This window comes from Pantoea sp. SOD02 (assembly GCF_024707505.1).
Lineage (GTDB): Bacteria > Pseudomonadota > Gammaproteobacteria > Enterobacterales > Enterobacteriaceae > Pantoea > Pantoea symbiotica.
This window is the reverse complement of the sequence record NZ_CP102604.1, coordinates 1493415-1506539: the sequence shown is the minus strand read 5'-3', so window position 1 is coordinate 1506539 and position 13125 is coordinate 1493415. Positions and strand designations below refer to the sequence as shown.

General features: G+C 53.3%; 12 protein-coding genes. 1 reads left to right on the top strand and 11 read right to left on the bottom strand.

The window, feature by feature from the left end; genetic code table 11:
* Positions 1 to 11 precede the first annotated feature (11 nt).
* The gene (gene cmoM / locus NR302_RS06950) at positions 12 to 782 is read right to left on the bottom strand and encodes a tRNA uridine 5-oxyacetic acid(34) methyltransferase CmoM (protein ID WP_258144866.1); all 771 of its coding nucleotides are present in this window, start codon (positions 780 to 782) and stop codon (positions 12 to 14) included.
* Positions 783 to 906: 124 nt separating this feature from the next.
* On the opposite strand from cmoM, the gene elyC reads away from it, so the two are divergent.
* Complete coding sequence (gene elyC / locus NR302_RS06945) at positions 907 to 1692, top strand: envelope biogenesis factor ElyC (RefSeq protein WP_258144865.1); 786 nt, start codon at positions 907 to 909, stop codon at positions 1690 to 1692.
* On the opposite strand, the gene NR302_RS06940 is transcribed toward elyC, so the two are convergent.
* From NR302_RS06940 to cmk, 10 genes are all read right to left on the bottom strand, one after another.
* The gene (locus tag NR302_RS06940; protein ID WP_008102382.1) at positions 1672 to 2565 is read right to left on the bottom strand and encodes a YcbJ family phosphotransferase; all 894 of its coding nucleotides are present in this window, start codon (positions 2563 to 2565) and stop codon (positions 1672 to 1674) included. The genes elyC and NR302_RS06940 overlap by 21 nt on opposite strands.
* A 110-nt stretch (positions 2566 to 2675) precedes the next feature.
* Positions 2676 to 3425, bottom strand: coding sequence for a 3-deoxy-manno-octulosonate cytidylyltransferase (gene kdsB, locus NR302_RS06935; RefSeq protein ID WP_008102384.1), 750 nt, complete (start codon positions 3423 to 3425; stop codon positions 2676 to 2678).
* Complete coding sequence (locus tag NR302_RS06930; protein ID WP_007887424.1) at positions 3422 to 3604, bottom strand: Trm112 family protein; 183 nt, start codon at positions 3602 to 3604, stop codon at positions 3422 to 3424. The genes kdsB and NR302_RS06930 overlap by 4 nt, the downstream gene beginning before the upstream one ends.
* Positions 3605 to 3694: 90 nt before the next feature.
* On the bottom strand, positions 3695 to 4912 hold the full coding sequence (locus tag NR302_RS06925) for a winged helix-turn-helix domain-containing protein (RefSeq protein ID WP_258144864.1): 1218 nt from the start codon (positions 4910 to 4912) through the stop codon (positions 3695 to 3697).
* A 22-nt stretch (positions 4913 to 4934) separates the two neighbouring features.
* Positions 4935 to 5936, bottom strand: a complete 1002-nt coding sequence (gene lpxK / locus NR302_RS06920) for a tetraacyldisaccharide 4'-kinase (RefSeq protein ID WP_258144863.1) — start codon at positions 5934 to 5936, stop codon at positions 4935 to 4937.
* The gene (gene msbA / locus NR302_RS06915) at positions 5933 to 7681 is read right to left on the bottom strand and encodes a lipid A ABC transporter ATP-binding protein/permease MsbA (RefSeq protein ID WP_258144862.1); all 1749 of its coding nucleotides are present in this window, start codon (positions 7679 to 7681) and stop codon (positions 5933 to 5935) included. Before msbA ends, lpxK begins: the two co-directional genes overlap by 4 nt.
* Before the next feature lie 34 nt (positions 7682 to 7715).
* Positions 7716 to 9974, bottom strand: coding sequence for a DNA internalization-related competence protein ComEC/Rec2 (locus NR302_RS06910; protein WP_258144861.1), 2259 nt, complete (start codon positions 9972 to 9974; stop codon positions 7716 to 7718).
* A 205-nt stretch (positions 9975 to 10179) separates the two neighbouring features.
* Positions 10180 to 10464 (bottom strand): integration host factor subunit beta, encoded by a 285-nt coding sequence (gene ihfB / locus NR302_RS06905; protein ID WP_003849360.1) that lies wholly within the window; start codon positions 10462 to 10464, stop codon positions 10180 to 10182.
* Between the two features lie 86 nt (positions 10465 to 10550).
* Positions 10551 to 12227: a 30S ribosomal protein S1 gene (gene rpsA, locus NR302_RS06900; RefSeq protein ID WP_052025984.1), complete on the bottom strand. Its 1677-nt coding sequence runs from the start codon at positions 12225 to 12227 to the stop codon at positions 10551 to 10553.
* Between the two features lie 121 nt (positions 12228 to 12348).
* On the bottom strand, positions 12349 to 13029 hold the full coding sequence (cmk, locus tag NR302_RS06895; RefSeq protein WP_036647904.1) for a (d)CMP kinase: 681 nt from the start codon (positions 13027 to 13029) through the stop codon (positions 12349 to 12351).
* Positions 13030 to 13125 lie beyond the last annotated feature (96 nt).

Below are 13125 nucleotides of genomic sequence, written 5' to 3'. Positions count from 1 at the left end.
AGTTGATCCTTCTAGCTGGGTTTGCGCGCGGTCACGTGGATATAGCGCCCTAAACTTAAAAAGGGCTCCTGGCGACAGAAACGCCGTTCCATCTCAATGATTTCCTCAACGCTCTTCCCTGCGCCGGGTTGCGGCTTCATGTAATCACAGAAGACGCGAATGCCCGCACGCCGTTCAATTTCAAATCCGCAGTTTGTCAGCCAGCGCGTCACATCATCGGGATCGCGCGGGAAATCGGGCGACAGCGTTCGCTTTTTGCGTTTGCTCATATTGGCGCGCATATAGCCGAAATTGCCGAGCGTCAGGGTGCGGAAGGTTAAGCCGTGCGCGTTATAAAACATCAACGACAGCACGCCGCCGGGCTTGAGCGTGTGCCACAGCGCTTGCAGCACCTCTTCCGGATGCGCGACCCATTCCAACACCGCGTGAAACAATACCAGATCAACCTGCGTATCCAAATGTTCGCCCACCTGCTGGGCGCTAATTTGTTTGAATTGCATGTTGTGGCTCACACCTGCGGCGAGCGCATGGGCTTCCGCCAGCTTCAGCATCTCAGCAGAGAGATCGCACAGCACTACCTGATGACCGCGTGCCGCCAAGCCGCTTGAGACTTGTCCCACGCCGCCGCCGGCATCCAGCACCTTCAAAGATCCGGCAGGCAGTGTCGGTAACAGGGCTTCCAGCTCGTCCCAGACAATCGCCTGGCGCACTTGCCCTTTGCGCGTGCCATAAATGTTCTGTGAGAATTTGTCCGCCAGATCGTCAAAGTTACGATCCTGCATGATGATGGCTCCGCTTTGCTGCATTCAACTTGTGCTATTTTGTCACAGGCTCAACAAGAATGAACCTTTCATGCCGCAGTAACCGTCTGGCAGCTGTTTTTTTGGACAAAAGAGGCCATATTCGATGTTTTTCGCATTTAAAAAAGTCATTGGCGGGATGTTGCTCCCCTTGCCGCTGCTGTTATTGCTGATGGCGGCAGGACTTTTGCTGCTCTGGTTCAGCCGCTGGCAAAAAAGCGGCAAAATCCTTATCTCTTGCAGTTGGCTGCTACTGCTGGTGTTAAGCCTGCAGCCGGTTGCCGATCGCCTGCTGTCACCGCTGGAAAATCATTATCCCACCTGGAACGGTAACGAGCCGGTCGATTATATCGTTGTGCTTGGCGGCGGCTATACCTTCAATCCGAATTGGGCGCCGAGTTCAAATTTAATCAGTAATAGCTTGCCGCGCGTGGCTGAAGGCGTGCGTCAGTGGCGGCGCTATCCGCAAGCGAAAATGATCTTTACAGGCGCAGCAGCCGGCGAAAACCCACGCAGCAGCGCCAGCGTGGCGGCTGAAGTGGCAGAAAGTCTGGGTGTGCCATCAGAAGCGATTATTCAGTTGGATCAACCACGGGATACGATTGGTGAAGCACGCGCGGTGAAACAGACGATTGGGGAACATCCGTTTTTACTGGTGACCTCCGCTAACCATCTGCCACGTGCGATGCAATTCTTCCAAAGTGCTGGCATGAATCCTCTGGCTGCACCGGCGAACCAGCTGGCGGTGACATCGCCGCTCAACTGGTGGGAACGCGCGATTCCGTCACCGCTGTGGCTCGGTCACAGTGAGCGAGCGATCTATGAAACGCTAGGACAGATCTGGCAGAAGCTGCGCGGTGACGATCTCACCTCAACCCAGCCAAGGGAGTAATTGCGCACGAGCATGATCGAAGCGCGGGCGGTCAAACTGTCCGCTGCTGACCAGCGTGTCGACGCAATCCCACAGTTGATACAACCAGCGTCGCCAGAGGAAACCTTCCGCCACGGGCGCACGCTGCAGATAGTGTTGCAGCAATGACGCTTCTGCGCCGCTATCCGCCAGGCGCATCAGATCATATTCGCGTGGTGCCCAGAGAATGTTGCCCGGCTGCATCATCGCAATCAGCTGATCGCTGTGCGCATCTTTCAGCATGCTGGCTAAGCGCAAATTGCCATGCATCAGCACGCAGGGATCGTCAAAGCCGTTGAAAAGACGCGGTAATAGCTGACGGCTGCGAAACAGAATTTGACGGTCTTCCAGTGTGAAAAACGGCGGTGACAGATAACCCAGCGTTGACCACAATACATCCACCCGCTGGCGATACCATGCGGGCCAGCTATTCTCCTGCACGCTGTCCACGCTGCCGACTAAGCCATGGCTGTCGATGCGATGCCACGCCAATACGCCTTCGACGATCTGCTCGCACAGCTGTTCCCAGCGTGCTGCGCTGCGTGCCGGAGCTTCCGCCGAGACGCCGTTAAAGCGCGCCATCAGCAACATTTCATGTACCGGCTTTTGCTGGCTGAGCACCAGACCAAACACTGCGGGCACGGCAATTAAGCCATCATGGCCGAGCATGGTCAGCTTTTTGGCTTCCAGCGCAGCACGTCCCTGATGACGAAAATACTTTACCACCAGCGGCATCGGTTTACCGGCGTTATCGTATAGCGCATACAACCGCGTGTGCGTATTCTCGCTAATGGTTTCGAGACGGCTGATGCATTCACCGAGCACCAATGCGAGTTCTGAACGGAGCTGTTCCATGCAATATCCTCCGAAGTCAAAGGGCTGGAATATGCTGGAGGTGATGGCGGCGCAAAGCTTAGCGCCAGATCAAACTTTAAGGCCAGCGAGAGCCGCTGGCCGGTCGGAGATTAACCCTGCATAGCGAGACGAACCCGCTCAAGGTCTTCCGGCGTATCCACCCCAACACTTGGGATAGCTTTTGCCACCGCGACGTGAATCTTTTCACCGTACCACAGCACGCGCAGCTGTTCGAGCAGCTCAATGTGCTCCAGCGGGCAAGGTTCCCACGCGATATAGCGACGGATAAAACCGGCGCGATAAGCGTAGATACCAATGTGGCGCAGCAGCGTGTCGCCAATCTGCTCGCGCGATTGAGCATAACGCTCGCGATCCCAGGGAATGGTGGCGCGTGAGAAGTAAAGCGCATAACCTTTGGCGTCCATCACCACTTTCACCGCGTTCGGGTTAAAGGCTTCTTCTGCATCGGTGATCGGCACCGCTAGCGTCGCCATTCCGGCTTCAGATTGCGCCAGATTAACTGCCACCTGACGTACAATCTCCGCCGGGATCATCGGCTCGTCGCCCTGCACGTTAACGATGATGGTGTCGTCGGCAAACTGATACTTCTCGACCACTTCTGCCAAACGCTCGGTGCCAGACTGATGATCGACCCGCGTCATGCACACTTCGCCGCCCGCTGCGGTTACCGCCGCCGCCACATCCGGATGATCGGTGGCGACAATCACGCGATCGGCACCCGATTCACGCGCGCGTTCCATGACGTGCAGCACCATCGGTTTACCCTGAATATCCACCAGCGGTTTGCCGGGCAGACGCGTTGAAGCGTAACGCGCGGGAATAATGGCAACAAAACTCATGGATGGATCTCTTCAACAGACAGCGTACGCGCTTCCACTTCCAGCAGCACTGGAATGCCGTCACGTACAGGGTAAGCCAGGCCATCCGGTTTACAGATCAGCTCTTGCTGCTCTTTGTTGAAGTAGAGTTTTCCGTTGCATACCGGGCAGGCAACGATTTCGAGTAAACGGTGATCCATAATCTTCTCCATTCAGGACCGATTCAGGCGGTTAGCATATCATAATAGCGTGCGCGTGAATGGCGCACTCAAGCCAGACAAATGGCGGCTTTATTCACCAATCGACCAGCGATTTGACCAGGCAGCCAGCAGTTCTGCCGGCGCATTTTCGATAATCACTTCATTGGCACCTTGCCACGCAGCAAAGCGATTGATGGCTTTTTGTACGTCACTAAGGAAAGTGTTACTAACGCGCATGCCTTCTTCCAGCCAGAATGCACGAATGACCAATTGTTGTGCCTGACGCTCCATTTTGGCGTCGATGCGCGCTTTCAATACGCCGCGATGTAGCACTGGAAGGACAAAATAACCATATTTGCGCTTCTCTGCTGGCGTGTAGCACTCGATGCGGTAATCAAAATTAAACAGCTCCAGCGCACGACGACGATCCCATACCACCGGATCAAAGGGTGACAACAGCGCGGTATGCGTAGCCGAGAGTGGCTTTTCCAGCAGCGGCAATAACGCGTGGTGTAGCCACATTTCACCCAGCTGCTCGACCTCAATGCGAACTATCTCTCCGCGTGCGGCGGCATCCATGAGCCACGACTTGAGTGGTGCGCGTTTGAGGCGATAGTAATCAGCTAGCCAACTATCACGGAAAATGCCGAGGCTGCGTGCGCTGTGACTCAACATTTTTATGACGGCTTCGTCTTCACTCAGTGCATGCTGTTCATCAATCCAGTCCGGCATTACGCGGCTGTGCAGATCGTAAACCCGCTGGAAGTTGCGCCGCTCCACCACCATCAACTGACCGGCACTGAACAAATTCTCCAGATGACGCTTATGCGGCTTCCACGCCCACCAGCCTGGTTTGGTCTGTTTATCATTGCTGAAATCGGCAGCACGTACCGGACCATTGGCGGAGATGTGTTGCAGAAGGTCAGTGATTTCCTGTTGATGTTCCTCAACCCACTGTTGGTTGTACTTCCAGCCAAGTCGCTGCGGTTCCAGCATGCGATGGCGCAGCAATGGGTAATCTTCGACAGGTATAAAACAGGCTTCATGCGCCCAATATTCAAATAACGCGCCAGATGTCAGCGCCTGTTCCAGCCAATTGGCCTGGTATGCGCCAAGGCGGCTAAACAGCACCAGATAAGGACTGCGAGCCACCACATTGATGGTATCGATTTGCAGCAAAGACATTTGACGCACAGTGGCGTGAATATCGCTAAAGCGCGCTCGGCGGCCCAGAGGACGTAACAGTCCCTGAGCAGCCAGATGAAGGTGACGAGCAGTTTGTAACGAGAGGGAAGCGACGCGGTTCATGACTCAGTTCCCTTTTCGGAGGTTAGCGCGAACGGGCGTCGCGCGCGTTGCTGCAGAGATGAGTGATATCGTCTAACAAGGTTGCCACCGTCGTGCCCTGCAGATGCGCATCTACCGGCAGATACCACCAGTTTGGGCGAGCAAAGCCACGGCATTTCACCGCATCTTTTTCCGTCATCAGCAAGCACTGTTCTGCCTGAGTCAGACGTTGCAATTCGTCTTCGCTGTAAGCGTGGTGATCGGCGAAGGCAATTTCTGCCACCGGCTGAATACCTTGCTGTTTGAGCGTGTTGAAGAAGCGCGGCGGATGACCAATACCGGCCATCGCGACAATTTCCGGCAACTGCGCTAAGGCTACGGTTGCGCCGCTGATTAGGTTTACCGCCAGACCGGGCTGCAATGTCATCGCAATTTCGCCCGCCTGCGCATCACCACCATTCACGATCACCGCATTCACCGTCTTAAGTCGCGAGGCACGTTCACGCATCGGCCCAGCCGGTAACCACCACCCATTGCCAAAACGACGCATACCATCCACCACCACGATTTCACGATCGCGCTGCAGCGCGTAATGCTGCAGGCCATCATCGGTAATGATCACATCCAGATCGTGCGCAGCGAGCAGACCTTCTACCGCCAGACGCCGCTGCGGTGCAACCGCGACTGGCACCTGCGTACGCTGAGCGATTAAAACAGGTTCATCGCCAGCCTGCGCCGTGGGCGTTTCAGCGGTAACCAGCAGCGGATATCGTTCAGCTTTTCCGCCGTAACCCCGCGACACCACGCCAGCACGTAAACCGCGTTGTTGCAGCGCCTGCACCAACCAAATCACTACGGGCGTTTTACCATTCCCGCCTGCAGTGAGGTTCCCCACCACAATCACCGGGCAAGACGCGCGCCAGCTTTTTCGCCATCCGCGCTGGAAGCTGAGGCGAATCAGCGAGGTGATCGCCCCATAAAGCAGACTCAGCGGCCATAGTAGTAGCCATAACGGCGAGCGCCCGCTCCAGATGCGTTCAATCATTGACCGAACTGCAGCTTGTGAAGCTGCGCATAGGCGCCCTTCTGTTCCAGCAGCACGCTGTGGGTACCGCGTTCGACAATGCGACCATCTTCAACCACGACGATCTCATCAGCTTTTTCAATGGTCGACAGACGGTGCGCAATCACCAGTGAAGTACGGTTTTTTTGCAGCTCATCAAGTGCGGCCTGAATCGCACGCTCAGATTCGGTATCCAGCGCTGATGTGGCTTCATCGAGAATCAAAATCGGGCAGTCACGCAATAACGCACGCGCAATTGCAATACGTTGACGCTGACCACCGGAGAGCAGCACCCCATTCTCACCAATAACGGTATCGAGGCCTTTATCCATCTTCTGGATAAAGTCCATCGCATGCGCCATAGTCGCAGCCTGCTCGATTTGCTCGCGCGTGTATTGACCATTGCGGGCATAAGCAATGTTGTTAGCAATGGTGTCGTTGAAAAGGTGTACGTTCTGAGAAACCAGCGCGACCTGGTTACGCAGTGAGCGCAGGGTGTATTCACGTAAATCATGACCATCCAGCAAGATTTCACCGCTGTCGATGTCGTAGAAGCGCGTCAACAAACTGGCCATGGTGGATTTACCTGAGCCGGAACGACCGACCAGTGCAACCGTTTTACCGGCAGGCAGCGACAGATTGATATCGCGCAGCGCAGGGATTTCACGGCCTGGATAGGTAAAGGTCACGTTACGGAATTCAACATCACCTTTAGCGCGATCCATCTCACGCTTGCCGTTATCCACTTCCTGCTCACTGTCGAGAATCGAGAACAGCGTCTGACATGCCGCCATACCGCGCTGGAACTGCGCATTCACGTTGGTCAGTGACTTCAGCGGACGCATCAGGGCGATCATCGATGAGAAGACCACGGTGATAGTACCGGCTGTTAATGTCTCCATCACGCTTGGGAAGCTGGCGGCATAAAGCACAAATGCCAGTGCCAGTGAGGCAATCAACTGAATCACAGGATCAGAAATTGAAGACGCCGACACCAGTTTCATGCCTTGCTGACGCATTTTATTGCTGACCTGAGAAAAACGGTTTGCCTCAACTTCCTGACCACCAAAAATCAGCACTTCTTTATGCCCTTTCAGCATCTGCTCGGCGCTGGTGGTGACCTGTCCCATAGTGTTCTGCATGTTCTTACTAATGCTGCGGAAACGCTTGGAAACGGTACGAATAGCAAAGGAGACGATCGGTGCCAGCACAATGAGAATTAAAGAGAGCTGCCAGCTGTAATAGAACATCATAATGAACAGGCCAATGATCGAGGCCCCTTCACGCACCACGGTAACCAATGCGCTTGAAGAAGAAGAGGCAACTTGCTCAGAATCGTAGGTGATGCGCGATAGCAGCGTACCCGTTGATTGCTGGTCAAAGAAGGTTACCGGCATGCCCATCATATGCCCGAACAGACGGCGACGCATGTTCATGACCACGTTGCCGGAAACCCATGAGATGCAGTAACTGGAGATATAGCTGGTCACGCCACGCACCAGCATCAGGCCGATTACCACTAACGGCATCCACAACATTACGGATCTGTCAGCTTTACCGAAACCATCATCCAGTAAAGGTTTCAACAGAGAGAGCATCAGGGTATCGCCTGCCGCATTGAGTATCAGCGCCACCGCTGACACATACAGGCCAGCCTTGTGGGGCGCAATCATCGGCCAGAGTCGACGGAATGTCTGCCACGTTGAGAGATCTTTATCTTGATGCATTATTTATTCACGCTGTTTGAAATAGCCGCTCATTCTACCTGGAATCGCGTTTGACGCCAAACCACTGATGGTACCAGCGAGGCTTTATTTGCTCTCTTAAGCCCTTAATTTGCCAATGACCTTGTCTGATACCCACATGAATCTGCCCCGATTGTGCCGTGTCGTGCCACATATACCCTTGCTGACGATAGCGCTGCACCACGGCTGGTGCAGGCATACGCCAGGCGTTATAACGCGCCACCGAAGCGAATGCCGCCTTACCAGCAACATTACGTAACAGTAACGCGCCTGACGAAGTGCGACTGCCATGATGCGGCACCTGCAAAATCGTCGCGTTGAGCGCATCTTTTTCCAGCGCGACAATTTTTCTCTCGGCTTCTAACTCAATATCACCGGTGAGCAATACGCTAAATTGCCCGTCATCGACTCGCACCACACACGAATCGTTATTTTGTCCCTGGGTCTGACTCTTTGGCGGCCACAAGGCGGTAAATTGCAATTTGCCCCATTGCCACTGCTGGCCACGGAAGCATGGCAGATGTCCCTTTTCCGCTAAGGCACTTCGAATTGCTACCGCTGGATTTACTTTGAGCAATGAGTGTAGCCCACCACGGTGATCCAGATGCTTGTGGCTTAGTATCAGAGAATGAAGGCTTCTGCCGTGATACTGCAGCCATGGCAGGATGACGCGTGAACCGGCATCATCTTGCTTCCAGCCCGGTCCAACATCATATAACACCACTTCATTGCCTTGCGTAATGGCAATAGCCAGGCCGTGCCCCACATCAATCATGTCGATTTGCCAATCATCACGCTGAGTAGTGCTGCGCCAAAGGATGATCGCGAGTACCAGGCTAAAACACGGCATAAGGCTGCGATATATCAGCTTGCTACGCCAAAGAAGTAATCCCACCCACAGCAGCACGATCGCGGGTAAGGTATCGCTCCATGCCCACCAGCCCGCGGGTAACCACTGCAGCACGAGCAATATTTTGTTTATTGAAAGATCCGCCAGATACCACAGTCCCGCTGAAATCGGCGGCACAGGCAAGAGCATTGCCAGCAATATCAGTGGCACCGTGACAAATGACACAACCGGCACCGCGATCAGATTTGCCAATAAAGCACTCAGGCTTATTCCCTGAAACAAGAAGATTTGTAGCGGAGCCATGAGGATCATCATGCCAAGCTGCAGATGCAGCAATTGCAGTAGCAGCCATCGACGCTTTGCGCGCAAGCGATGCGGCAATGGAAACCATTGATACCAGACAATCAGCATCGCGACCGCCAGCGCTGACAACCAAATGCTTTCTGACAGAACGGTTAAAGGATCAAGGGCCAGCAATGCGCCAATACACAACGTCCAGACTTGCCAGCCACTGAGTTGCCAACCAACGCTACGAATACCTGTCCAAAGCATGAGCGCGATAATCGCGCGCTGGGCCGGTGCATGGCTGCCAGAAACCCATGTGTAAATGGCTGCGGTTATGATGCTAATCAGCAGCGGAAACAAATAGCCAATCAAATGAGCAGGTAAAGTCACCTGGATTGCACGTGATAATAGCCATCCAACGCTGGCAGCTAACGCAATGTGCATGCCTGAGATGGCCATCAAGTGGGCGGTGCCTGTTTCCCGCAGCAACTGTCGCTGCTCTTCGGTCATGTTGGTACGTATACCAAACGCTAAAGCCTGCATGATTGCGGGTTGCTGGAGCGTATCAAATTTAGGTAAATGATAATCAATAAAACGCGTGCGCCAGTTGCAGGTTAGCGATTCCGCCTGCTGACTGATGATGCGACCTTGCAGCGGAGTGTGATTCGACAAAGCAAAGCGTTGCAGATCGAACTCCCCTTCGTTCAGTCTGCCGTGCACGGCACGCAGCCGCAATTTCATCTGCCAGCGCTGACCGGCACAAAATGGTTGGTCTGTAGAAGCATTATTGAGCGTGACAAATAGAGGAGGAAATTGATAACGCTGACCGACACGCAGGATTTGCGCTGTCAGCTGCTGCTTCTGTTCACGCACTTCAGTGATACGCACCGTGGCTTCAATAGACGCGGCAGCCAGTTCCTCAATGCTATTAACCATCTGCCGAGCTTCATTCAATGTCCAGGCCAACATTAACAGAGCAATCCCTAATATCCGCAGAAACGTGATTGGCATCAACCCGAGTAACACCGCGAATCCAACCATGATGAGTATTACGCTGGCGGCGGGTATGTGCGGCAATATGCCCAACGGCAACGCCGAGGCAATCATCAATCTCGCCAGAACAATCCAGTTCATATGCATTAGTAATCTCCCTCATTGGGGGAAGAGTTTGCAGTGAAGATGGGGGATTTGCTTCAGTGAAAAGAGTGTGTGTCGCGATGGATTCAGAGAATTTTGCAGAGATTACATTGGTGGGACTTCATTTTGGAAAGCAGCTCGCAATTCTGCATACTGCAAGCAAAAAAAACGACACCCTAAAGTGTCGTTTTTATCGTTCGGTAACGGCTTAGCCGTAGATGTTCGCACGGTCACGCAATTCTTTGCCCGGCTTAAAGTGAGGAACGTATTTACCTTCCAGATCCACTTTGTCACCCGTTTTCGGGTTACGACCCGTACGCGGTGCACGGTAATGCAAAGAAAAGCTGCCGAATCCCCGGATTTCAATGCGCTCGCCCTGGGCCAACGTAGTGGCCATGTGCTCAAGCATCTCTTTGACCGCATCCTCAACGACTTTCGCCGGAATATGAGTATGCTGGCCAGCAAGTCTTTCAATCAGTTCTGACTTGGTCATGTAACCTCCGGTTAATCCTTATTGGGAAAGGTATGACAGCTTTTACCGAAACCGGACGATTTTCATCGTCCGGTGCCTTAGGTCGATTACTCGCCTTTAGCCGCTTTGAACGCTTCAGCCATCGCGCTAGAGAAGTTGCTGCCTTCATCCTGTTTGGTGTTAACAGTGTTGATAGCTTCTTTCTCATCAGCCTGGTCTTTAGCACGAACAGACAGGCTCACAACGCGGTTCTTACGGTCAACGCCGGTGAATTTAGCTTCAACGTCGTCGCCAACACTCAGAACCAGAGTTGCGTCTTCGATGCGGTCCAGAGAAGCTTCAGAAGCGCGCAGGTAACCCTCTACGCCGTCAGCTAATTCTACTGTAGCACCTTTAGCGTCAACTGCAGTGACTTTACCAGTCACGATAGCGCCTTTCTTGTTCAGGGTGATGTAGTTGTTGAATGGATCTTCAGCCAACTGCTTCACGCCCAGAGAGATGCGCTCACGCTCTGCATCAACCTGCAGTACAACGGCAGCGATTTCGTCGCCTTTTTTGTACTCACGAACGGCTTCTTCGCCAGTCGCGTTCCAGGAGATGTCAGACAGGTGAACCAGACCGTCGATGCCACCGTCCAGGCCGATGAAGATACCGAAGTCAGTGATTGACTTGATTTTACCTTCAACGCGATCGCCTTTGTTGTGGGTCTCAGCGAACAACTGCCATGGGTTAGATTTGCACTGCTTCAGACCCAGGGAGATACGACGACGCTCTTCATCGATGTCCAGAACCATTACTTCAACCACGTCGCCTACGTTTACAACTTTAGACGGATGGATGTTTTTGTTGGTCCAGTCCATTTCAGAAACGTGTACCAGACCTTCAACGCCTTCTTCGATTTCTACGAAGCAGCCGTAATCAGTCAGGTTGGTTACACGACCAGTCAGGCGGGTGCCTTCTGGATAGCGCTTAGCGATAGCCACCCAAGGATCTTCGCCCAGCTGTTTCAGGCCCAGAGATACACGGGTACGCTCGCGGTCGAACTTCAGCACTTTAACAGTGATTTCGTCGCCCACGTTGACGATTTCGCTCGGATGCTTAACGCGTTTCCAAGCCATATCGGTAATGTGCAGCAGGCCGTCAACGCCACCCAGATCCACGAATGCACCGTAGTCAGTGAGGTTCTTAACGATACCTTTAACTTCCATGCCTTCCTGCAGGTTTTCCAGCAGCTGATCGCGCTCAGCGCTGTTCTCAGATTCGATAACTGCACGACGTGAAACCACGACGTTGTTACGTTTCTGATCAAGCTTGATTACTTTGAATTCAAGCTCTTTGCCTTCCAGGTGCAGAGTATCGCGAACCGGACGAACGTCTACCAGTGAACCTGGCAGGAACGCACGAATACCGTTCAGCTCAACTGTGAAGCCACCTTTAACTTTGCCGTTGATAACACCGGTAACAGTTTCAGCGTCTTCGTAAGCTTTTTCCAGCGTGATCCAAGCTTCGTGACGTTTAGCTTTCTCACGGGACAGCAGGGTTTCACCGAAGCCGTCTTCTACTGCGTCCAGCGCAACGTCAACTTCGTCGCCTACCTGGATTTCCAGTTCGCCGGCTGCGTTCTTGAACTGCTCTGCAGGAATTGCAGATTCAGATTTCAGACCCGCATCAACCAGAACTACGTCTTTGTCGATAGAGACAACAACGCCACGAACGATGGAACCCGGACGGGTTTCGATTTCTTTCAGGGACTCTTCAAAGAGTTGAGCAAAAGATTCAGTCATATTGATAATCTTAGGATTCTTCAATTTAACGTCCACCTGACTTCATTGTCGGATGGGGTTGTTTCACATGCCCTGCACCGGGTCCTTGGTACAGGGTTACAGCAATTCGGTTGCCGAAAGATTAAATGCCGAGCTTTTGCTTAGCATAATCAAGTGCCTTTTCAATCACTTGCTCAATCGACATACTGGTTGAATCCAGTACCAGAGCATCTGTGGCAGGCACTAAAGGTGCGATGGCACGATTACGATCGCGGTCGTCGCGTTCCTTTATCTCGGATAAAAGGCGATCAAAGTTAACATTAAAGCCCTTCTCCTGCAACTGTAGCATACGGCGATGCGCACGCTCTTCCGAGCTGGCGTCAAGGAAAATTTTCACTGGTGCATCTGGGAAAACCACGGTTCCCATATCTCGTCCATCAGCGATTAAACCGGGCTCTTCGCGGAATGCACGTTGGCGACGAAGCAACGCCTCACGCACCCGCGGGAAAGCGGCGACGCGCGATGCGGTGTTGCTCACTTCTTGCGTGCGGATTTCACCGGTAACGTCTTCACCTTCAAGCACCACCTGCATTTCACCGTCAACCGACAGAAAACGCACATCAAGATGCGCGGCAATCGGAACCAATGCTTCTTCAGACTCAATATCCACCTGATGGTGAAGTGCAGCCAATGCTAAAACGCGATAAATAGCGCCAGAATCCAGTAAGTGCCACTGCAACGACTCCGCCATCGCTTTACATAAAGTCCCTTTACCTGCGCCACTTGGCCCATCGATGGTAATAACCGGGGCGATTGCCGTCATTGTTCTCTCCTGTTGCTGCGTGCTTATTGTCAGCCCTTCCAGGCCGCCTGGATTGCGCGGCATTATACGCTGCCTGCATCAGGTTAGTTACCCTTT